A 20,975-nucleotide genomic window follows, 5' to 3' on the forward strand; every position below is an offset into this window, starting at 1 on the left:
GCTTAGATACGTTCAACATTATTGGTTATTGATAATGTGCGAACACTGGCAATTACTGTATTAAGATGTGTTGTATCTTTAACTTCAATATCAACAATTATATCCCAAAAATCAGGAGTACGGTTTGTTACTTTGATATTAATAATATTACCGGCTTGCTTGGATATTGCCGTTGAGAAAGCTGACAAACTGCCTGTTTTATTGAGAAACGTTGCTTTTAGGCGGCCGACAAATTTCTCATCCGTTTTTTGTTTGCCCCAATCTAAATCAAGGATACGATTAGGGTCAGAGAATGCCTTTAAGACATCACAGTCTGTCGTATGGATGGTAATTCCCTTGCCTGTTTTGACAATACCTGCGATATGGTCTCCGGGTAACGGATGACAGCATCCAGCATATCGAACAGCCATCCCGTCAATGAGTCCCCCAATAGAGAAACTATGAGATTCTACCGATACCTCTTTCTCTTTCTTTGGTTTAGATTCGCCCTGTTCTTGTTTAAATAAGGGATAACATACATGAATAACATCGTGAACGGAAAGAGTCCCCTCTCCTACGCTGGCATATAAATCCTCAAGGGCAATTTGTTTTAACTGTTCTATCGCTGGCTTAAGGATTTTTTCACCAAAATCAAGATGAGCTTGCTTGAATGATTTTTGAAGAATGCTTTTACCGAGCTCACTAAATTGTTCACGACGTTGCTGACGAACGAATTTGCGGATATGAGACCGAGCTTTCCCTGTAACAACAAACCTTTCCCACATTGGCGAAGGATTCTGTGTCTTAGAGGTAATAACATCAACTTGGTCCCCGTTATTCAGAATCGTCCTAAGAGGCATCAATCTGCCATTAATCTTAGCGGCTGTAATGTGATCACCTATTTTAGAGTGAACAGCATAAGCAAAATCGACAGGTGTTGCGCCACTTGGTAATTGAATCAAATCCCCTTTTGGGGTAAAACAAAAAACCTGATCTTGAAACATTTCAAGTTTTGTATTTTCAAGGAATTCTTCTGGATTAGATGCTTGATCTAAAATATCAAGCAAACCACGAAGCCACGCATATTGGCGTCCCTCGTGTGAGGCGCCCTGTTTGTATTGCCAGTGGGATGCGATACCATATTCAGCAATTCGGTGCATTTCTTCTGTGCGAATTTGCACTTCAATACGACTGTTATACGGGCCAATTAATCCTGTATGAAGTGATTGGTAACCGTTTGGTTTTGGTGTGGAGATATAGTCTTTGAATCGTCCGGGCAGCACCAAATAGGCATTATGAACGGCCCCTAAAGCTTGATAAACTTCGGGCATTGTTCCGACAACAATGCGAAAAGCCATAATATCTGACAATTGTTCAAAAGCAACCCGCTTGTGCTGCATTTTTTTCCAAATAGAATATGGGGTCTTTTGCCGTCCGTTCACTTGGAAATTATTTAGACCATACGAAGTTAGAACCTTCTGCATATCGTCAATAATTGCTTCGACTGTATAGTCTGCATTCTCATACAAAAAACTTAATCGACTTTGGACGGATTCCCGTGCTTCCGGGTTAATAATACCAAAGGCAATATCTTCGAATTCATCCTTCAAATATTGCATACCCATGCGTTCAGCAAGGGGTGCATAAATCTCAATGGTTTCGCGGGCAACCCGTTTACGTTTTTCCACAGAACTCACATGGTGTAATGTCCGCATGTTATGAAGGCGGTCTGCTAGCTTAACAATGAGAACACGAATGTCTGTCGACATTGCCAAAACAAGTTTACGTAAGTTTTCTGCTTGTTTTGTATGCTCAGATTGAAGCTGTAATTGCGATAGCTTGGTTACTCCATCCACAAGATTGGCAACGTCCGGGCCAAATTCTTTTTCTATGTCAGCCAACGTGACTAAAGTATCTTCGACAGTATCATGAAGAAGGCCAGTAATAACGGTTGATAAATCTAATTTTAATTCTGCAAGAATTTCAGCAACAGCAAGTGGATGTGTGTAATAAGGATCACCCGACGCTCTGAGCTGTGAACCGTGAGCTTGCATACAAAACGCGTAGGCGCGCCTCAGTTTGTCTTGATCGGCTGTGGGGTTCGATTGGATGACTTTTTCTAGTAATTCTTCAAGCTGCCTATTCATCATTAGTATTATCCTAAAGAAAAAACTAGTTTATCCCGTTATTGAGGTGTCCAAGCTTCATAATTTTGCTTTTCAATGGGCTTGTAATACCCTTTTGGCCGATAGGCATAGACAGTCCCAGTCAAATTGCGTTGATGGGGTTTTTCCCAATAATAGCGTTTGCGGGGTTGGGGCGGTTCGGGATTTGTGTGGTGCAACCAACCGTGCCAGTCTGCCGGAACTTTCGATGCTTCAATTTCACCATTATAAATGACCCAACGGCGAAAAATACCACGACCACCCTTTTTTTTATCCTGATAATATTTATTACCAAATTCGTCTTCGCCAATTAATTGGCCACGCCACCAAGTAAAAAGAATTGTTCCGATATCTGTCATGACACCCTCACGTCATATATATTTATTTAAATTGTACTCGATTTATCGGATCAAAAGCAATGCACTTGGCAATAATGACTCATTTAAATCCAGCTGAGGGGGGACAAACGGTGTTGATCTTTTATGGCTTGCTTCCTCAGTGCATATCATTTTAACTATGCTCTTTTTTGATGTGCTTTTGGATGCAACGCATCAAAATTAAATTTCTATGAGGATGAGAGTGCTTGCAGCAACGGCTGCTGTTTCTGCGCGCAGGATATTTTTTCCTAGACTAAGATGCTCAACAAAGGGCTGTCTTTTCAAGATGTTGACCTCATCAGGGTGTAATCCGCCTTCCGGGCCAACAAGAATAGCTGTGCCTGAGGTAAAATCAGGACGAGATTCTGACGGTAGTCGTTCAAAACAAACGTACATTTTTCTGTGCGGATCCCAACTAGACAAAACTTGTTCTAATTTTTTTAAAGGATGAATGAACGGGACAGAAAGCCGTTCGCATTGTTGGGCGGCATCTGTGGCAATTCGTTGAAGCTTTTCTATGTTGACCTTGTGAATATTGCCATGCTGCATGATGACAGGCTGAAACTCGGTAACACCAATTTCTGTACATTTTTCAATCAGATAGTGCAGCGCATCATTCTTGATGGGGCAAAAGACCAGGGTTAGCTGTTTCTCTGTTTCGGGCTGTCGAACGTTTTTACCAATTAAAACATCTACTTTTGATTTTGTCAGAACGGCAAGTGTTGCCTCAAACTCGCCAAACCCTTGGTTAAAAAGATTTAGAGTATCACCAATAGAATACCTGAGTACATTCCTTAAGTAATGGATATGTTCATCTGCTAGGGATACAGTTAGACCCGGTACCAGAGAATCAGGATAATATAGTCGTGTCATTAGGCACTCCTGCGACCCTGGAAGGCTGTGAACAGTGTTCCTTCATCCAGATAATCCAGCTCACCACCAATCGGAACACCATGGGCAAGCGTTGTGACAGTGGCTCCCATCGGTTTTAAGAGTTCAGTCAAGTAATGGATTGTTGTTTGTCCGTCAACTGTTGCATTCAAAGCTAGAATCACTTCGGTTATTTGACTTTTTGCAACTCTTTCTACTAGGCTTTGAATGGCAAGTTGTTGTGGTCCGACCCCATCAATCGCGGATAAAACACCTCCTAGAACGTGGTACATGCCCTTAAATGTATTAACCCGTTCCATGGCCCATAAATCAGCCACATCTTGAACAACGCAGAGTTGTTGCGGATCTCGTTTCGGGTCGGTGCATATACTACACGGGTCGGTTGCATCAAGGGCAAGGCAAATATGACAGGTTTTTACTTTTTGTTCGGCATCAAGCATAACTTGAATTAAGGGGCGAAAAGCTTTTTCGCGTTTTTTCAAAAGATGCAAGGCTACTCGGCGACCGGAGCGTGGACCAAGCCCCGGTAGTTTGCTAAGATGCTGAATTAGAAGTTGGATTTCCGGACTATTCACGGTTATTTCTGTCCCTTTAATGCATTCAGGGCATCAAACGGATTAGGCTTTTCAGAAGCCGCTTCTCCGTCGATCGTTTCAATTTCGATGTCTGCGCGCGGATAAGGATTTAATTCTAATGACAGGTATTGTGCTGTTACTTCACCGAAATCGATCTCATTATTCTGATAGAATTCAAGATCATACTCTTTTTCAGCTTCGGTATGCCAATCCATATCATCATGGAATCGATCTTCATCCCCTTCGACGAGACTAAGTTTAAACTCAAACTCTAAATGATCAGGCACTTCTGCAAGGGTTGCAATGCAGGCTTGAACGACATCAGCAATAACTTTTGCATAAACCTCAAAGTCCCCATTATGGTCAGACTTGCGGATCTCAAGCAAAGCGCCTAACTTTTCGACGCGCAAGAGATCAAAACGAGCAGCCAGAGCTGTTAGTTCTTCTGTAGTGGCGGTGACTTCATATTTATAGGGTAGCTGCCCTACTTTATCTAAATTAAACACTCTACTAAATTCAGGTACCATTTTTTATTCCTAGTTAAAGCACAACAGCTGAATATCATTTTGCGAGTTCAGGACGTTCAGCTGCTCTTTTATATACGCACCTAGTTTTTTCGATGCATCGTTGTATTCATTATTACCGTCATAAACGTTTCTGTAAATAGCTTGTTCCAGAGAATTGTTATCCAGAGCTGTATCATAGGCGACCAAACGTCCAAAAAAACCTTCAACAAAGCGTTTAAAGTTTTTATCGATTCCTTTTTCACTCAACCGTGCATTGCGCAGGCTATGATCCATGTCTTCAACAAATAGATCGACGAGTTCTTGGCTAATTTCAGCTGATTGAGTACTGGTATCTTTTTTAAGGCGACGCAGCATCATAAACAAAAATAAGGACAAAACTTCAAAGCGCCCGAGAACCTCGTCGTTAATAGAATAATCTTGATAGATAACCGGGTTTTTGACTCGATCAACGCAGGTTGCATACAATTTTACGGCAATTTCTTTGGCTGGGGAATTTGTTTTTTTCCAAAACATTATAGCTCCATACTTGACTTTAGTGTCATCTCGTGCAAATTCTAGGATGAAGAACAAACATATCAACTTTGAGTTAACTATACGATGAATCGTACACTTATTCCTACAGTTATTTTATCGACTTTTGTTACAGGATGCAGTCCGACAGTTGACAATCGCGGCTATGAAAACGACAACCGGGACTTTACTAAGATTATTCCGGGCAAAACAACACGTGATTTCGTTGAAGAAAATTACGGCAGCCCATCCACAATCAGCGCGTTTAAACCTGAGACATGGTATTATATCTCTAAGCAAACAGAAACAAAGGCCTTTTTTACCCCAGTTACAACAGACTTAATTTCATACGAAGTTATTTTCAATGATTCAGGGATCGTTTCTAAGGTTATGGAACGTAAAGGAGAGCATGTACGTGAAATAACCCCTGTAAAACGAGAGACACCATCAGCTGGTCATCAATCAGGCTTACTGAGAGAAGTATTCAGCAACTTTGGTAAGATTTCAGGTAAGAGCACGTCCAGAACTGGAACCCCTTAAAGAACGACCTCAAGATGATGGTAGCCTTTCTCAGCCCGTACGTGCTGGATTTCTTGGGCGATTTCTTTGCCAGCATCTCCTAAATTGTTCTCGGAAAAATCTATATATTTGAGGGTGTTATTGACTTTTAATGCCTCAGAAAAGTTATTGAATGTTTGAATATCGATCGAACAATTTTTAAGTTTTAGACTTAAGAGGGTTTTATTTTGCTTTAAAGCATTAGGCATTTTTTTCATTTCGTAGAAATTGAATTTATTTCCGGAAATATCTAGATCTGTAAGGGTAGAATTTTCTTTTATTACGTACGTAATTAGTTCCCAGTCCCTACCCTTAGAAATCTTATTATTAGAAATATTCAGATATGTAATGGACTTATTGCCCCTCATCACGGTAAAAATAAGATAGATTATCCCCCTAGGATCATGGATAGTTGCATTTGAAATAGTTAAATGCGTCAATGTTTCCCTGCTCATTAGCACCTCTGAAAAAAAACATTAAATCACTTAAATTGAATGTACTCCCTTCAAAACTCAGATTTGTAATAGCGTTTCGTTTCAGGATATTGATAATATCCGGCCCATAAATATTCCCTTTGACAAACCTGAGTGAAGTGATGTTTGGGTGCTGCTGTAGAATATCCCCTAATTCAGGCATATACGCATCATACTGATTATACGTCATCAGTTCCTTAATCCAAGGACGATCTTGTATGGCTTTTTTAATCATATCACTTAGCTCTATTGGCTCTATTCTTGTCATAGAGATCGTGATCTCAAGAGAACCGTTCTTCCCCTCTTGAATCACTTTACGCAGACTATCCCTCCTCGATTCATTATCATCAAAGGAATTCCAGAGTTTAGCTAACACCTTATCATCAGTGTTTTGCAGTAAATCCTGCATCAGAGATTTATCCATAGAGGGAATGTTAGATGCCAGACTCAATAATATTCCAATAAAGGTTATGCAAACCTTCTGATTGTTTTGAGCCGACTCATCATCCGAATCGACGAGGGTTTTAGAAAGCCAATTAAACAAATAGGTCAGATCATTAAAAAATTGGTGATGATCACCTTCATAAGCTTGCTTTAGATTAGCCTTGGCTTAATTTTCTTGATCAGAATCACCCGAAGTTAAGTCTTTGTATAAACGTCTTTTCTCTGCGAGTCTGCTGAACCATGGTGAGATATGCGAAGCATCAACCGTAAAGAGTTTTTTTGGTTGAAAATGCCTCTCTTGATTATTCGCATTACTTCCATCCCCCTGTTGAGATTGAGATGTTGTAGACAGAAATGTCAATACTGCAAGGAAAGCAGTTTTTGTCATAATATGTTGATCCTTGCATAATTTAATCATTACTTATGATTCCCAATACTTATTCGCAGCTCGCGCAAAGGCTTCGTAGATAGCCGGAAGAACCCACTCAAACTTGCCACGCATATAGATAATAAATTGTTTAGTTTGGGTCACGGGAATTTCTGATGTTTTTTTTCCCTTTAGAATTTCCATGGCCATTTTTGCGGCAACTTCTCCCTGTTCGAACGGAGAAGTTGCAACCGCAAATTTAGCCCCATCTTCAACAGTAAACCCATTAACACCAACAATCGGTACTTTTGCGTTTTCAATTGTCCACTTCATAACATTAGCAGCGGGGACTAACTTATCATTATCGTCGTAAATCTTCCTATAGTTTGAAATTAGTAAACAATTGGCTTCTTGCTCTGCATTCAAAACCGCTTTTTTCCATTCAGAATACTTATGGACCAACACGGATGGTTGCAATTTTATCGGTTCCCAATTTTTTCCATAATTATGAATAAACTCATCATCAGCTTGGACGGTCCCAGAGTCATCAGATAAGTGCATTAGCTTTATTTCCGACACGCCGGGATTGCTTTTCAAAATTTCTAGAAGTGTATCTCGAACACCAACGAGAGGTAGTCGTTCCAAGATACCTGTTACATTGGATGCTTTATCGTAACCATACGCCTCAGGCGTTCCATTAACACCAGAATAAACAATATCGATACCAGGTTGGTCGATGTAATATTTTGCAACATACTCTTGGGCGTCCTCGTCAACAGCGATAATTATATTCGGCTTTATTTCATCAACAACACGTCTAGCTAATAATCCTGCACGTTGTCTATGGCTCTCTGATGGGTTATTCTTAGTGTCCATATAGTGCCAACGGATATTGTATGCCCCTTTTGCAGTGAGTACTTTTTTTAGACCTTCATTAACATCACGCGTCCATGAGTAATCAACATTATAGCTATTGATGACAAGTATAATTGGTTTATCTAAATTATAGATAACAGAAATCACTGAAAAAACAATGATGAATAGATAGAAGAGGAAATTTCTGATATATAGTTTGTACATGATTGTTTCCCCTTACATTAAGCCTAAACTTTTCCAATAAGGAATTGAGATATAAAAAGCCCCTAATTTTAGGATGCCTACAAAAAGATTAAATAGAATAAATTTCTTTCGATCATAGAATAACTGGTTGTTAATCAGGCCAGCCTCTTCGAATATGATATAAAATGAATTTTGATAGGGAACAAACCACATATCGGCAGCAACCAATATAATAAAAGTCACGAGCCATGGGTTAACACCCTCATTCGATGCTAAAGGAATAAATATTGTGCTCAATAATACAATTGTTGGTGCAATTGGTACAAATATACGAGCGATAAGGGTTATCACGCAAATGTAACTTAAAAATACGGTAGCATTGCTGCTAGCTGAGGTTAATATCTTTAAATATTGAGATAACCATAAATCTAGCCCAAGATACTTAATTGTTGCAGTTATACTGACTGCTGCCGCCATGAAAATTAAGAATGGCCAGTCAACGTCTCTTTGAAATTGGTTCTTTGAAATAAACCCAAAACCAAAAATACAGAACATAACAAACAGACTTACGATAGACGGATGAATTTTATGGATGCTATTTGTCAACAGACCGATTGTTAAAATAATGATACCGATTATACTCGTGATCTCTTCGCGTCGCAAACTACCTAATGCTTGTAATGGTTCGCTAAAAGCACTCTGTTTAATCTCTTGTTTCTTACTTAACAACATAGTTGTGAGCATAAATGCAAAATACCCTATAGCAACTGCGATTCCATAAACACCTGCTGCTTTTAACCAACCAAACCACTGGAATTGATCTTGCTCCTGAACAGGGAGTAACCCTAGGATGACAAAATTCATTAATGAGCTTGAGAGAATAACGTTTGCAAAAATTGAGCACCCAAAAAAGGCCGAGGCTGCAAACTGAACGCTTAAAAAGCTTTTATTACTAATACCTAGATTCTGAACCATCTTAGAAACAATGGGAGTCACAAGAACGGTACGGCTAACAATAGACGGCACCATTGGGGTTAAAATTGTGCCAATAAAAAATATAACTACATTAAGCCCGAGTACAGAATTAGAGACCATATTCGTAAAGAAAAATGCAAAACGATGCGTTAAACCAGAGTTTGTAATAAGCAAACTTATAACAAATACAGACATAATTAATAGAAATGTCTCAGATGAAAGTCCGCTTAAGACAACATTTGTTGGCGCAATCCCAAACATCAAAGTTGACATCAACAAAAAAACTCCCGGTACAAATTCTGGGAATAATCGAAACATCCACATAGACACAGAACATCCTAAAAAACTCAAGAAAATTCGGCTTTCAGATTCTATATCGGATGTTTTTAAGCCAAAGTAAATTGCCAGGGGTAAAATAAGTGTAACAATCCATCCCAACAGATTTCCCCAGCTTACGCTATTTATTGTATCTGTTGGTTTTTGAGGTTTGGTTGCAATTGGCATTTTTGTATATTGCTGCAAAAATGAAGAAAATAAACCGTCCGGAACCTTATCTTTATGCGATTGTATTTCTAATTGTTTCAACGATACTGTGGGAACCATGTAAATAGTGGTATCGTTTAACGCTTTTGCTGTTGATATATAGTGATCAGCGCCAAGGTACACTTCCTCTCCAAAGCTATCACCGGCCTTTTTAATGGTCTGTCCCTTATCATTACTAAGAACAACCTCCCCTTTGGCAATAAAATATACAAAATTACCAACAGCATCTTCTGTGTAAATTACTGTATCTTTGGCAATATGAATACGATCACTCCCACTGACAATTTCTGCTCTATGGGTTGGGTGAATTGTGTTTAAATAAGATGATTTATCTATAATCTGGGCTAAATTCATTTTAATAACAAATTAGATTTACTTAATTTAGTATAGATCGATACTGTTTAAAAAATACTTAAGAAAGTTCATTTTTTGTTAACATGTGAGTCCTATGGTATTAGTATGACTAATTTTTTTAAATCAACCCTATGAATACTTTTATTGGTTACGACGTTACTAATTTAGAAATGATAGCTGATCACTACGAAGCCTATATTATTGATTTGTGGGGTGTGATTTATAATGGTCATCAGGTTTATGATTCTGCAAAAGATGTACTAAGGAATCTTGTATCACGCGGGAAGACAATTCATCTTATTACCAACAATCCAAGAACAAGTCGCGAAAATGCAAGGATACTTAGTGGCCTAGGTCTAACACCCGATTATTATAGCGATATTATCAGTGCGGGTCAGAAAACATTAGATTTATTGAGATCCGGCATATTAATGCCAGAAAGACAGCGTCCATTAAGTACATATCTTATCGATGATATCGGATTATGTGATTGGATTGATGATGCTAATTTAAAAATTGTACCGGATGTTCATACGGCCGAAATGATTTTGTCGATTCATATGGATGAAACATTGTATACTCCTACCCCATTTATTCCCTTATTTGAAAGTGCAATTCAACTAGGAATCCCTCATATTTGTTGTAATCCGGATAAATATGTCATGAAAAATAATGTAAAAATGGCCCGGGTTGGTGTTTTAGCTGATTTATATCGTGCTTTAGGGGGAACTGTTTTTGAGATTGGCAAACCTCATCCTGTTATGTTTGAGGATATTATGAATCTTCACAAGCAGGAATCAATATTATTAATTGGCGATTCGCTTGTCACTGATATAACAGCAGCCCATTATATTGGTGTTGATAGTTTGCTTGTTACATCAGGCTATCATCAAGAAGAGTTTCGTTCTGCCAGTCGCCTTAATAGTCAACGCTTGTTCAAAAATTATGGTGTATGTCCAACTTATGTTTGTGAGTATTTGTCATGGTGATAAAAAATGCTATAGTATATTCAATTAATGAGTATATTTAAAAATTCACCTAAGGTTCTAAACTAATGAATATCCCCCGCCGTGGTTTTATGTTGTGTCTATCCTCACCTTCTGGGGCAGGAAAAACGTCTATTTGTAGCCGTTTGCTTGAAATTGATCCTCAGACTACGCTCTCTGTTTCTGTTACGACACGCTCTAAACGCCCGGGTGAGATTGATGGAGAAGACTATTTCTTTATCACCCCGGAAAAATATAAGGGAATGGTTGAAGAGGCTGAGCTTTTGGAGCACGCAACGGTATTTGGACACGGGTACGGGACGCCAAAAGAGTTTGTCTTTAATTCGCTTGCAGACGGAAAAGATGTTTTGTTCGATATTGATTGGCAAGGAACTCAGCAATTGGCACAAATCGCACGGACTGACCTCGTTAGTATTTTCATCCTTCCACCGACAACACAGGCTCTTGAAGATCGACTTAGAAACAGGTCTCAGGACAGTGAAGAGGTTATTCTTCATCGTATGTCTGAGGCTGCTCAAGAAATGAGCCACTGGGCAGAGTATGATTATGTGATTGTCAACGAAACCCTTGATAAAAGCGTGCAACATGTTCAATCGATTATCACAGCCGAACGTCTGCGACGTACTCGTCAAATTGGTTTAACTCATTTTGTTAACGGATTACGGGGCGTTCAATGACAAACGGCAACGTATGTTGCTGTTGATTCAAAAGCTAAAATACCATTTTCATGAATTTCTGATTTAATTTTCAGATGTCCCCTACCTTTTTTATGAATCATTTCAAAGAAAAGATTGATCTCGTCATCAGCGGGGCGTGGGCATATAACGGTAAAATCTTGAGTAACAGGCGCGCAGAATTTAGAATCAGCCGTATGAACAAAAATCTTAGCATCCATGTTCCGTTGTTTTAAGAGAAAATCCACGACAGCCCAACTGGCAAGAGATGCAACGCTGAATAAGCTTCCGCCAAAAGCTACACCCTTGTCATTAATATTGGCATCAATAGATGCTTTAAAGATAACACCGTCCCTATCAGACTGCACAACGGTAATTCCCATGGCTTTGGTGACGGGAACTTTATCATTCATAAATGTCGTAAGATAATCGGGGTGCATTTAGTATTTTCCTTAACTTTTCAGGGCTATTTCGTTTTCAAGAATAGCCCTGAAAACATTCTTTTTATTGAAGCTGGCTTTCAACAAAGTCCCAGTTGACGAGATGATTTAAAAACGTATCAACATAATCTGGTCGACGGTTTTGGAAATCAAGATAATAGGCGTGCTCCCAAACATCACACGTTAACAAGGCTGTCATGCCGTGCGCCATAGGCAAATCAGCATTACCTGTCTTAAGCAGTTTGAGGGATCCGTCTTTATCCTGAACCAACCAAGCCCAGCCACTACCAAATTGAGTGACGGCTGCCTGTTTGAATTCAGCTAGGAAGTTATCCCACGCACCAAAAGCAGCTTCAATTTTTGCTTTAAATGCTGCTGATGGTTCTCCGCCACCATTTGGCTTCATGCAGTTCCAGTAAAATGTGTGATTCCAAACTTGAGCTGCATTGTTGAAAATGCCAACCATATCGGCTTTACCTGCAGAAGCCATGATAACGTCTTCCAAAGAGGATGTTTCTAACGCATGGCCAGCCAATAAATTATTAAGGTTTGTCACATAAGCTTGGTGATGTTTTCCATAGTGGAATGAAAGCGTATTTGCTGAAATATGTGGTTCCAACGCATTCATTTCATACGGTAATTGTGGTAGTGAATGAGACATTATAATTCCTCCTGTGTATTTTATAATAACTAATTCCTAGCAAATTAGTCAGATATTGTCACTCAAATTTTCCTGTACCCGGACAGTAAGAAAGTAATGACGTTACTGTTTTTAAAGAAGCATCTAAGCTTGCCATTGTTTTTGATAAGTCAAAAGTATCATCATCTAAAAATGTCCAAAAAGCAGCCCCAAATGCCGTATTAAAGGCCAAGGGAATAGCAAGTGCAAAAATCCCTTCATTATTATAATAGTGCTTGACAAGATCTGAACCAAATCGGTTTAATCTTGGCGCAATTTCAAAGTATGTGGTTGGGGACAATAAAAGATTATGTGTCAGTTTCTTTAATCCCAGTCGATATGGCGTTATTAAATCAAAGACCATCATCACGGCGTCAAATATTTGATCACGTGGGGTGAGTTTATCGCTTTTAGGGGGTAAAGAAAGCTTTTGCCAGATATCCTCGATGAGAACGAGCACAATTTTTTCACTTGTCGGAAAAAGTTTTTGCAATATTGATTTATCAAGATTACACCTCTCGGCTAGATGGTCGATGTTATCAACGTCCCCACCTTCTTCAATAGTTTTCCACACACACGCGATAATACGGTCAAATAGTTCTTTGTTCATTGAGAGAGTTCCTTAGCACGATTATAGGCTGATTCTGCCGCATTTAAAACCAATTGGTCAATGTCGCCTGTTATGAGTGAATTTAAAGCAGCCGCGGTTGTTCCTCCCGGGCTGGTAACTTGTTTTCTCAATTTTTCAGCTGTTGTATGGTTTTTCTTAAGGAGCTCAGCTGCACCAACAAAGGTTGCCTGAGCAAGCAGAAGAGATTGTTCAGCATCAAAACCTAATTTTTCTGCAGCTTGTTGCAGAGCTTCTGTAAAAAGATAGAAATAAGCAGGCCCACTCCCGCTAATAGCTGTTATTCTATCGATTTGATCTTCATCATTCAGCCATAAAATCGTTCCGCTTTTTGATAATATTTGCTCAATAAGGATTCGGTCTTGGTGGCTTTCATCATGAGAATAGATCCCATAAACACCTAATCCTGTTGTAATAGGAAGATTAGGCATAATGCGTACGACTCGACCGTTAAGAATATTCGAGATTTTTTCTATTTTGAACCCGGCAGCGATTGATATAATCAAAGTTTCTGACGTACACAGATGCTTATAAAGAGGCAGAATATCCAAGAGAATTTGAGGTTTTACCGCAAAAATAATAACATCTGGCAGATATGTTGATGAGAGTTGATCGACGGATGTATAACATAATCCAATGCGATCTAACTTAGGGGAAATAATCGAAACCTCAAGACCCGAATCGGTTATCCAATCCGCTGCAAGGGCTGTTCCCATATGACCATATCCGACAAGCAAAATCTTAACCATTGTAATTTCCTTTAAATATTTAAGGATGAAAGTAAAATAAATGTTTACTTTATCTATAAAAATCAGTATATTAACAATAATATTTGAGTTAAGACTCAAAAAAAGTGAATAATAATATGTGAAAATTAGACTTGAAAAAGTCTAGCTGTTGAGACAACGATAGCGTTTTTTTTAATAATTTAAAAACAAAAAAAACATATTTTTTCGCTTTTGATTAAATTAATTTTAACAAATTCCGCTTAATATGGAATTATAACGCAATAGGCAATAGGTGTACCATGAAGGACTCTTACTTCAAATCAGTTGTGATGATTGAACGTCTACACAGATTATTTCTTGACGTCGTTCGCACAGAACTTGATCGTTTAGAAATTCGCGATATTAACAACGTCCAATGTTTGGTTCTTTACAACATTGGTAAAGGTCAAGTAACAGTTGGTGAATTAACCAACCGTGGTTATTATCTTGGGTCAAACGTTTCTTATAACCTGAGAAAAATGGTCCAAAATGGTTACCTTATCCAAGAGCCATCAGCTCATGACCGCCGTTCAAGTCATGTAAAGCTTTCTTCCAAGGGTTTGGATTTACATACCAAACTAGATTCTATCTTTAAGATGCACGCTGATAATCTTAAATCAGTTGGCATTGAAGATGATCATGTTAAATTGTTAGATGAAACACTTGTGCGACTCGAGACATTTTGGTCTGACCTTATTAAAGGTGATACTCGTCGATAAGTTATTCATCCTAGAATTTAAGAAAAGGGGCGGTTCTTCCACCCCTTTTTTTTATTAATAGAGTCAATATATTTTTTATCTTATTCACACGTTTTTTTTCTTGACACTAAATCTTATGAGAAAAATGGTCAATATAAACATTTTTTTGGTAAAATTAAGCTTTTCTGCGCCTTTCAGGTGCTATGCTCAAAAAATCAGCAACCTGTTTCCCTCTCAAGGAATCCGTGCATACTCTCATCATCCCAACAGCATATCCACAGAGTTATCCACAGGTTTCGTGGATAAAAATTAACAGTTCATTAACCTTTACCTAAAGAACTGAATATCTTTAGATTCTTCCCTATTACTAAAATATTATTGTTGTTTATGGATTAAACTCATTAAAATCATAAATAACGACTCGTAGTAGGCTATTCATGATCAAAATATTATCTATGTTCGTCAGTACAATCGTGTGTTTGGCGGCCTATGAAAGAAATCACACGACCACTGCGGTAGATTCTGCCTCACCAAAAGTGCTTGAATTGTCAAAGTATATGACCGAAAGGGATATTAATGGGTTTATCCAATATTTAGAAAAGCATCACACTGGGTTTGATCGCAGACAACGAGTAGATCTATACAATAAGGTCGTTTTATCCGAGGACACTAAATTTTTTGCAGCACTAAATCATTATATTCGATACAGCGACGATAGATTGATTTACACTCTTAATAAATTAGGGCAATCTCTAAAGTATATGAACTATGCGAAAATTATATTAAGTAATCGGCCATATTTGTTGCCGCAAATATTGCTGACAACTATCCTCAAAGAGTATTACTGTTCTTTTATGTTCGTTCTGAGTAATTACGTAAACCTCATTGATGAGGATACTGCTTTGCAGTTTTTCATCATCACTTTAAAAAATAAAAAAACGCTATATACTGAAGAGCTCTTAGCCAAACTGAGGGGCCATACAACAGCTTTATGTAACGAAATATTTATTTTAGCTTGTTATTTTAATGACACTTTTGTATTAAAGAAAATTCTTGCTAATCATGCTATTAAGGACGAAGCAATTTGTGTAGCCTATTCAAACAGACGGGATGATGATCCCGAGATAGAGTGGCCTAAACAACTAAGAAAGCGAATTGCTACTATTTCAGAAAGCATCCCATCTGATCAAGCTCCGATATTCAATAACATCCGAGCAAGTCAATTCCTCAATCTTCATAACGCTATGTTATTTCATAATGGAACGCTCTATCGTATACGGTTTCACTTAACGGCACGCCCTTTTTGTCCGCCTTATATCGTTGCGTTTGATGATGACGAGTATGGTAGCAGTATAAACCTACGAAAATTGTCATTCTCAGAACCGCTAAAATCTATAGGAAAGACATTTATTTACCAAGCAGGGAATTCTGATGCCAATATGTACAGACAGGCCCATTGCCTAAGTTATGCGAATATTTTGACTGTTGAGTCATTAACAATAACGATGTTTGTTGAGCTTGATCCTATTAAGGGGGTTCCTATCCAGCCGCTTCCTGATATATGGCAATTAAACTCTGACAATTCAGATTTTACGTTAATTGTTCGAGATGAACGATTTCAGGCTTATTCATCACTAATAGAGCCCCTTGTATCAGATGGATCGGATCCGGATGAGTATGTTTCGCTAGATGAAAGTAATAGTTCAATGTTTGTTCCACTTGACTCCAGTGCTGATGACTCTTTAATGTCTTGTTCTTGCTCACAAATGGATTAGAGCTAAGGCCATTTATACACAAAACCATTTCGCGCGCAAACCATTGCAAAATATTGGGAATGAGGTGTATTTGGGGATCTTTTTTATCAAGGTTTGACACGTACGCTGTCAGTTTTGATGTGCGCCCTTGATGTAAGTCGGAAATAATATCATGTAAAGTCTGGGTAAATTCTTCTAGATCTAACGCTTTCAGGCTCAATGCTTGCCCCAAACTATTGCCTGCAGCTTGAAATATCAATGGATCTATATTGATTTCCGATTTTTTGAGATCGTCCAATGTTAATGGCGGCATATTCAGTACGCTACACCGAGAGCGAATCGTCGGGAGAAGGCTCCCCATTGAATGGCATACCATTAAGAATAAAAAATTCTGAGGGGGTTCTTCCAGAATTTTCAGCAGAGAGTTAGCTGCATTTCTGTTCATTTCATCAATTGCATCGATAATAACAATGCGCCAACCTGGAATTGCAGGGGATTGTCGGGCAAAATTCATCAATTTCCGAACTTGGTCAATTTTAATCTCCGATTCTAATTTGCCATCCTCGTCCATCATTTTTTCCAGAACCAAAAGGTTAGGATGTGCGCCCTGCTCGATAAGCATGGAATAAAAGGCTGGATTATCGCTTGAATCAGCTAAAAGATACCGTACGAGATGGTGGGCGAAGGTTGCTTTTCCTATACCGCGTTGCCCTGATAATAACCATGCAGGATGAAGACTATTCGTGGCCTCTAGACTCTTTAATCGATCCAACTGAGCACAAAACCCAATAAGTTGCTTTTGATGTTGAGGCTTTAATGTTATATCAATCATTTTTCATACGGTCTTTTTGATCTATATATTTTGGTATAGAATAAACGTAGATAGAACATTGAGGCAAGTATGCAATTTGCATTTATTTTTCTAAGTTTAGTATTTGCTGCCGGCATCCGTGATCCTCAACTAACCCGAGAAGACTGCCGTCAAGGAATTGTGACACATCAACCGGATAAATCAGTCACATATCAAGCCGGATCTACAGCATCAGGAAAAAAGGTTGAACCGGCAGACCTATCCAACAATCGCGACTTTGGATTAGGTAAAAACGCTGTGATTCCTCTTGATATTCCCTTACAGGACTATGCTCAGAGTTATACAGCAACCCCTAATGTTGCCGTTAATGCAACCGTTAATGATTCAAAAATTTACACAGGAATCGTTGATATGAAAGATGGTAAGATTCGTATTAATGGTGAATCAGTAGATAATGTTAATGAAGAGAAATTAAGGGAAGAATGTAAAAAATTATATCCTGATTTAGAATAAATTTTTCCTTTTTGCCATGATTTTTTATAGATTATTGTTATAAAAGCATAAAAAGAGAAATTAATCCCCCCTACTCTACCTAAGTTAGGTTCTTAATGCGGTTGACGTCAATGATGGAGTCAACAAGCAAGATAACATATCGACGCTACGTTTAGCAGAAACACAGCAAAATGAACTATTTAATGCTAAAGAATTTTCATGCTCTATTTAAGGCAAGTAAGCTTTAAACAACTAATTTCTAATTTCAAGGATATACCTCATCCTATCTTGAATGCGGATCAAGCTAGACGTTAGACTGTGTTTAAACTATAGTTACATAATTTTATTCTGCTATATTTCATTGAAAACTTGAAGAGGAGAGCGCATATCTTTTCTAAGAACTAATGTATATAACAAAAAACAACTACTCTAGGGGTCTAATAATGAAATTCTCTTCATTTATCCTTCCAATCATTACGCTTTTTGGAAGCCTAAGCTTTGCAGCTGATGACAGCAAGCAATACCAAGGCGAACCTTATAACGTATTAAGGTTATCGCCTGCCTTTTCCAATATTATGCAGCGTGAAGGAATCGTTTTATATGCTACGGCTGACAAAATGCTTCCTTTGGCACAAAAAGCTTTTGATGAAGCAATGAAAATTAACCCTTTTATCGAAAGAAATACCTTAAATCATTCTGTACTATTACCTTTTCTTAAAAGGCAGCAAGATTTATTTGGTGATGCAATCCAGTTATCAACTTTATTTCTAGAGAAAAGTAAAAATGACTCGTCTAACGAACTAGCAAAAATGTTGTTTTCTGTGAGTCTTTATAGATATGGCTGCATTTTTCTTAATTTAAGTGAGATAGTTTTTCAGATCAAGAAATACGACTTAACTGTAACAAATGCAGCAAGCGCAATAGAACATTTACAACGTAGTTTGACATTGTTTAATGAAGATAGTGATCAAAAAAATGCTCAACGAGCAACAGAAAGCCTATCCCATGCTTATCACCTAAAAGGCGTTGCATTACTAAATCAAGAAGAAGGCGAAAAAGATACCAAGAAATCCTTGCAGTATTATAGAGATTGCATTGACAGCTTATACCAAAGTTTTCAGTTAGAAGAGACAACCATAACGAAGACGGAACTCATAGGAACGATTGCTATGGCTGCCTCTACAGCGTTAACAGTATATAAAAAATATCTAACGGATAGTACATCATCGGCAGATCTCAAATCCGAAAATCTTGATAATGTTGTTACCCTAATTACCCTTTGCCAAAGCATTCCATTCACTCAACCGATCATTGAAATTATATCTCCATCACCTTCAAAACGAAAAAGCACGTCAAAACTTATTGATTTAGAGGGATTGAAATGTATGATTGTGTCTTTAAATTGCCGTATTTTATTGAATGCTGAAAACACTGAAAAAGCGGAAGAGTTGTATAAAAAATTCTTATATGACGGTAAGTATGCAGATGCACCGGAAATGGAATCCAAATTCATCACTGCTAACCTCGAGTTTTTAAAAGGAAACTCTGCGGCACTTAGGAAATTTTATCGTGAACAAAGGATTAAGAGGCATATTGCACGCATAAGAGCACGCCAAAGTTCACGTCCTCAAACAGAAACAGCACCTCAACATCATGGGACTCCAATTACTAAGCAACCAAAACCTACCCCAAGTTATGCGGATAGTGAGACTTCATATAGCTTATCCTTACCAAAAGAGACTTATTCTCGGCCCACGCCAAAGAAAGAAAAGGTGAAAACACGAGGCATTGCTAAGCCACCAGTAGCAATCCAACATACTGAAAATATTGATCACTCAGTGCAAGAAGAGCCAACTCCCATTATTTTAAGTAAAACTCATTATAATACGTTTGCCCAAATCGTTATTGAGCATACATGCAACATTTCCCTAAATGAGGTTAAGCAGTTGCTCTTAGCTTTTGGTTGCACAATCAGTAAAACCCAAGGCAAAGGTGTTCATCAAAAGATAACAGCACCAAACGGGAATATTTGGACAGCACCGCAGGATTGGGGTAACAGAATTCCTGATTATTATCGTTTACAATTAGCAAGTTTTATTCTTGATATTTTGGAAATTGAGCCTGATAATGTGGTAAAGAAAAATAATTAAAATTTACCATTGAATTTACCTTTAGGGTTCCCCATAAAGATGATGTAATATTCTTGTGTACGTATTAGGTGCCCATCATGACAAACGCATTACTCTTTCTTGCAACAGCCTTTATTTGGGGAACGACTTGGCTTGCCATTAAGTTCCAACTTGGGGCGGTTCATCCGTTGTGGTCAGTCTGTTATCGCTTTGCGATTTCAGCTGGGGTTTTGGTGCTTATTTGCCGAATGCGTGGTATAAGTTTAGGCTTTCCAAGGGACGATCATAAACGCTTTGCTTTGCAAGGATTGCTTCTTTTTTCCTTAAACTATCTATTTTATTACATGGGAACCGGATATTTCGTGAGCGGTATTGTTGCTGTTATTTTCGCATCTGTCGCAATGTTTAATATTTTCAATGGTCGAATTTTCTTAAAGATTCCTTTATCAAAGAGCGCAATTGCCGGCTGTGCCATTGGTTTAATTGGTTTAGGTGTGATTTTTAGATGTGAATTTATGCGCTTGCTTGATAAAGATTTTGCTTTTATTATCACCGGTTTTCTCATTTGTTTGGCAGGAACAGCAATTGCATCAACAGGACAGATTGTTGCAACAGCCAACCTTTCACGGAAACTCCCTGTTTTACAAACGAATGCATGGGGGATGACCTATGGTGCTCTTTACACGGCTTTTGGTGCGATTGCTGTTGGTGAACTTCCCTCATTCGATTTTAACACGAAGTACATCGGATCCTTACTCTATCTATCGATAGTCGGCACAGTTATTGCGTTTGATCTCTATATGCGGTTAGTACGCAATATCGGCCCAAGCAAAGCAGGCTATGCCTTTGTCCTTATCCCGGTTGTTGCTTTGACTGTATCCTCTGTATTTGAAGACTTTAGTTGGTCGATTGAAACATTGATTGGGATAGCTCTTGTGGTAACCGGTAATATTGTTGTGATGGTATCAAAAGCAATTCAAGCAAAACGCCAATTAAAAATGACGATAGACTCTCAAGAATTCAAAAAAGCTGCTTAAAATTCTTTATTGGATCGGACAAAACTGGTAGCATTGGAAATATTGTAATTTTATTCCTTTAT

Annotated in this window: 23 protein-coding genes; 7 read left to right on the top strand and 16 right to left on the bottom strand. The window is 38.3% G+C overall.

What is annotated here, in order from left to right; genetic code table 11:
- Positions 1-2: 2 nt before the first annotated feature.
- From KF820_06915 to KF820_06940, 6 genes are all read right to left on the bottom strand, one after another.
- Positions 3-2,033, bottom strand: coding sequence for a bifunctional (p)ppGpp synthetase/guanosine-3',5'-bis(diphosphate) 3'-pyrophosphohydrolase (locus KF820_06915; protein ID MBX3458068.1), 2,031 nt, complete (start codon positions 2,031-2,033; stop codon positions 3-5).
- 131 nt (positions 2,034-2,164) lie between these two features.
- Positions 2,165-2,503 carry an NADH:ubiquinone oxidoreductase subunit NDUFA12 gene (locus tag KF820_06920; GenBank protein MBX3458069.1) on the bottom strand — a complete coding sequence of 113 codons (339 nt, stop codon included), beginning with the start codon at positions 2,501-2,503 and terminating at the stop codon, positions 2,165-2,167.
- A 198-nt stretch (positions 2,504-2,701) separates the two neighbouring features.
- On the bottom strand, positions 2,702-3,394 hold the full coding sequence (locus KF820_06925; protein MBX3458070.1) for a 16S rRNA (uracil(1498)-N(3))-methyltransferase: 693 nt from the start codon (positions 3,392-3,394) through the stop codon (positions 2,702-2,704).
- Positions 3,394-3,987 carry a recombination mediator RecR gene (gene recR, locus KF820_06930; GenBank protein MBX3458071.1) on the bottom strand — a complete coding sequence of 198 codons (594 nt, stop codon included), beginning with the start codon at positions 3,985-3,987 and terminating at the stop codon, positions 3,394-3,396. The genes KF820_06925 and recR overlap by 1 nt, the downstream gene beginning before the upstream one ends.
- A 2-nt stretch (positions 3,988-3,989) precedes the next feature.
- Complete coding sequence (locus tag KF820_06935; GenBank protein ID MBX3458072.1) at positions 3,990-4,514, bottom strand: hypothetical protein; 525 nt, start codon at positions 4,512-4,514, stop codon at positions 3,990-3,992.
- Positions 4,515-4,523: 9 nt separating this feature from the next.
- Positions 4,524-5,027 (bottom strand): hypothetical protein, encoded by a 504-nt coding sequence (locus KF820_06940; GenBank protein ID MBX3458073.1) that lies wholly within the window; start codon positions 5,025-5,027, stop codon positions 4,524-4,526.
- An 84-nt stretch (positions 5,028-5,111) separates the two neighbouring features.
- Here KF820_06940 and bamE point away from each other — a divergent pair, with 84 nt between their 5' ends.
- Positions 5,112-5,564: an outer membrane protein assembly factor BamE gene (gene bamE, locus KF820_06945; protein ID MBX3458074.1), complete on the top strand. Its 453-nt coding sequence runs from the start codon at positions 5,112-5,114 to the stop codon at positions 5,562-5,564.
- On the opposite strand, the gene KF820_06950 is transcribed toward bamE, so the two are convergent.
- The 5 genes from KF820_06950 to KF820_06970 form a co-directional block, all read right to left on the bottom strand.
- Complete coding sequence (locus KF820_06950) at positions 5,561-6,022, bottom strand: hypothetical protein (protein ID MBX3458075.1); 462 nt, start codon at positions 6,020-6,022, stop codon at positions 5,561-5,563. The genes bamE and KF820_06950 overlap by 4 nt on opposite strands.
- The gene (locus KF820_06955) at positions 5,985-6,479 is read right to left on the bottom strand and encodes a hypothetical protein (GenBank protein MBX3458076.1); all 495 of its coding nucleotides are present in this window, start codon (positions 6,477-6,479) and stop codon (positions 5,985-5,987) included. The genes KF820_06950 and KF820_06955 overlap by 38 nt, the downstream gene beginning before the upstream one ends.
- A gap of 186 nt (positions 6,480-6,665) precedes the next feature.
- Entirely contained in the window at positions 6,666-6,887 is a 222-nt protein-coding gene (locus KF820_06960) for a hypothetical protein (GenBank protein ID MBX3458077.1), read from the bottom strand.
- A 33-nt stretch (positions 6,888-6,920) separates the two neighbouring features.
- Positions 6,921-7,946, bottom strand: coding sequence for a hypothetical protein (locus tag KF820_06965; GenBank protein MBX3458078.1), 1,026 nt, complete (start codon positions 7,944-7,946; stop codon positions 6,921-6,923).
- Between the two features lie 12 nt (positions 7,947-7,958).
- Complete coding sequence (locus KF820_06970) at positions 7,959-9,797, bottom strand: anion permease (protein MBX3458079.1); 1,839 nt, start codon at positions 9,795-9,797, stop codon at positions 7,959-7,961.
- Positions 9,798-9,928: 131 nt separating this feature from the next.
- On the opposite strand from KF820_06970, the gene KF820_06975 reads away from it, so the two are divergent.
- The gene (locus KF820_06975) at positions 9,929-10,786 is read left to right on the top strand and encodes a TIGR01459 family HAD-type hydrolase (protein ID MBX3458080.1); all 858 of its coding nucleotides are present in this window, start codon (positions 9,929-9,931) and stop codon (positions 10,784-10,786) included.
- A gap of 65 nt (positions 10,787-10,851) precedes the next feature.
- Positions 10,852-11,481 (top strand): guanylate kinase, encoded by a 630-nt coding sequence (gene gmk, locus KF820_06980; protein MBX3458081.1) that lies wholly within the window; start codon positions 10,852-10,854, stop codon positions 11,479-11,481.
- Here gmk and KF820_06985 read toward each other — a convergent pair.
- From KF820_06985 to proC, 4 genes are all read right to left on the bottom strand, one after another.
- On the bottom strand, positions 11,475-11,918 hold the full coding sequence (locus KF820_06985; GenBank protein ID MBX3458082.1) for a YiiD C-terminal domain-containing protein: 444 nt from the start codon (positions 11,916-11,918) through the stop codon (positions 11,475-11,477). The genes gmk and KF820_06985 overlap by 7 nt on opposite strands.
- A 64-nt stretch (positions 11,919-11,982) precedes the next feature.
- Complete coding sequence (locus KF820_06990; protein MBX3458083.1) at positions 11,983-12,579, bottom strand: superoxide dismutase; 597 nt, start codon at positions 12,577-12,579, stop codon at positions 11,983-11,985.
- A 58-nt stretch (positions 12,580-12,637) separates the two neighbouring features.
- Positions 12,638-13,207, bottom strand: a complete 570-nt coding sequence (locus KF820_06995; GenBank protein MBX3458084.1) for a hypothetical protein — start codon at positions 13,205-13,207, stop codon at positions 12,638-12,640.
- Complete coding sequence (gene proC, locus KF820_07000) at positions 13,204-13,974, bottom strand: pyrroline-5-carboxylate reductase (protein MBX3458085.1); 771 nt, start codon at positions 13,972-13,974, stop codon at positions 13,204-13,206. The genes KF820_06995 and proC overlap by 4 nt, the downstream gene beginning before the upstream one ends.
- A 308-nt stretch (positions 13,975-14,282) precedes the next feature.
- Between proC and KF820_07005 the strand changes: the two genes are divergently transcribed.
- Entirely contained in the window at positions 14,283-14,711 is a 429-nt protein-coding gene (locus KF820_07005; protein ID MBX3458086.1) for a winged helix-turn-helix transcriptional regulator, read from the top strand.
- 1,569 nt (positions 14,712-16,280) lie between these two features.
- On the opposite strand, the gene KF820_07010 is transcribed toward KF820_07005, so the two are convergent.
- On the bottom strand, positions 16,281-17,276 hold the full coding sequence (locus KF820_07010) for an AAA family ATPase (GenBank protein ID MBX3458087.1): 996 nt from the start codon (positions 17,274-17,276) through the stop codon (positions 16,281-16,283).
- A 69-nt stretch (positions 17,277-17,345) separates the two neighbouring features.
- Here KF820_07010 and KF820_07015 point away from each other — a divergent pair, with 69 nt between their 5' ends.
- From KF820_07015 to KF820_07025, 3 genes are all read left to right on the top strand, one after another.
- Positions 17,346-17,768: a hypothetical protein gene (locus tag KF820_07015; protein MBX3458088.1), complete on the top strand. Its 423-nt coding sequence runs from the start codon at positions 17,346-17,348 to the stop codon at positions 17,766-17,768.
- Between the two features lie 422 nt (positions 17,769-18,190).
- Complete coding sequence (locus KF820_07020) at positions 18,191-19,897, top strand: hypothetical protein (protein MBX3458089.1); 1,707 nt, start codon at positions 18,191-18,193, stop codon at positions 19,895-19,897.
- Positions 19,898-19,974: 77 nt separating this feature from the next.
- Positions 19,975-20,913, top strand: coding sequence for an EamA family transporter (locus KF820_07025; GenBank protein ID MBX3458090.1), 939 nt, complete (start codon positions 19,975-19,977; stop codon positions 20,911-20,913).
- The last annotated feature ends 62 nt before the right edge of the window (positions 20,914-20,975 follow it).

The sequence above is a fragment of the Candidatus Paracaedibacteraceae bacterium genome (assembly GCA_019636055.1).
GTDB lineage: Bacteria > Pseudomonadota > Alphaproteobacteria > Paracaedibacterales > Paracaedibacteraceae > Paracaedibacter.

Excerpts from the sequence above, each read along its gene's own strand:
- KF820_06915 (MBX3458068.1), bottom strand. The coding sequence starts at position 2,033 with ATGCAAGCTCACGGTTCACAGCTCAGAGCGTCGGGTGATCCTTATTAC.
- KF820_06920 (MBX3458069.1), bottom strand. The coding sequence starts at position 2,503 with ATGACAGATATCGGAACAATTCTTTTTACTTGGTGGCGTGGCCAATTA.
- KF820_06925 (MBX3458070.1), bottom strand. The coding sequence starts at position 3,394 with ATGACACGACTATATTATCCTGATTCTCTGGTACCGGGTCTAACTGTA.
- KF820_06935 (MBX3458072.1), bottom strand. The coding sequence starts at position 4,514 with ATGGTACCTGAATTTAGTAGAGTGTTTAATTTAGATAAAGTAGGGCAG.
- KF820_06940 (MBX3458073.1), bottom strand. The coding sequence starts at position 5,027 with ATGTTTTGGAAAAAAACAAATTCCCCAGCCAAAGAAATTGCCGTAAAA.
- bamE (MBX3458074.1), top strand. The coding sequence starts at position 5,112 with ATGAATCGTACACTTATTCCTACAGTTATTTTATCGACTTTTGTTACA.
- KF820_06955 (MBX3458076.1), bottom strand. The coding sequence starts at position 6,479 with ATGGATAAATCTCTGATGCAGGATTTACTGCAAAACACTGATGATAAG.
- KF820_06960 (MBX3458077.1), bottom strand. The coding sequence starts at position 6,887 with ATGACAAAAACTGCTTTCCTTGCAGTATTGACATTTCTGTCTACAACA.
- KF820_06965 (MBX3458078.1), bottom strand. The coding sequence starts at position 7,946 with ATGTACAAACTATATATCAGAAATTTCCTCTTCTATCTATTCATCATT.
- KF820_06970 (MBX3458079.1), bottom strand. The coding sequence starts at position 9,797 with ATGAATTTAGCCCAGATTATAGATAAATCATCTTATTTAAACACAATT.
- KF820_06975 (MBX3458080.1), top strand. The coding sequence starts at position 9,929 with ATGAATACTTTTATTGGTTACGACGTTACTAATTTAGAAATGATAGCT.
- gmk (MBX3458081.1), top strand. The coding sequence starts at position 10,852 with ATGAATATCCCCCGCCGTGGTTTTATGTTGTGTCTATCCTCACCTTCT.
- KF820_06985 (MBX3458082.1), bottom strand. The coding sequence starts at position 11,918 with ATGCACCCCGATTATCTTACGACATTTATGAATGATAAAGTTCCCGTC.
- KF820_06990 (MBX3458083.1), bottom strand. The coding sequence starts at position 12,579 with ATGTCTCATTCACTACCACAATTACCGTATGAAATGAATGCGTTGGAA.
- KF820_06995 (MBX3458084.1), bottom strand. The coding sequence starts at position 13,207 with ATGAACAAAGAACTATTTGACCGTATTATCGCGTGTGTGTGGAAAACT.
- proC (MBX3458085.1), bottom strand. The coding sequence starts at position 13,974 with ATGGTTAAGATTTTGCTTGTCGGATATGGTCATATGGGAACAGCCCTT.
- KF820_07005 (MBX3458086.1), top strand. The coding sequence starts at position 14,283 with ATGATTGAACGTCTACACAGATTATTTCTTGACGTCGTTCGCACAGAA.
- KF820_07010 (MBX3458087.1), bottom strand. The coding sequence starts at position 17,276 with ATGATTGATATAACATTAAAGCCTCAACATCAAAAGCAACTTATTGGG.
- KF820_07015 (MBX3458088.1), top strand. The coding sequence starts at position 17,346 with ATGCAATTTGCATTTATTTTTCTAAGTTTAGTATTTGCTGCCGGCATC.
- KF820_07020 (MBX3458089.1), top strand. The coding sequence starts at position 18,191 with ATGAAATTCTCTTCATTTATCCTTCCAATCATTACGCTTTTTGGAAGC.
- KF820_07025 (MBX3458090.1), top strand. The coding sequence starts at position 19,975 with ATGACAAACGCATTACTCTTTCTTGCAACAGCCTTTATTTGGGGAACG.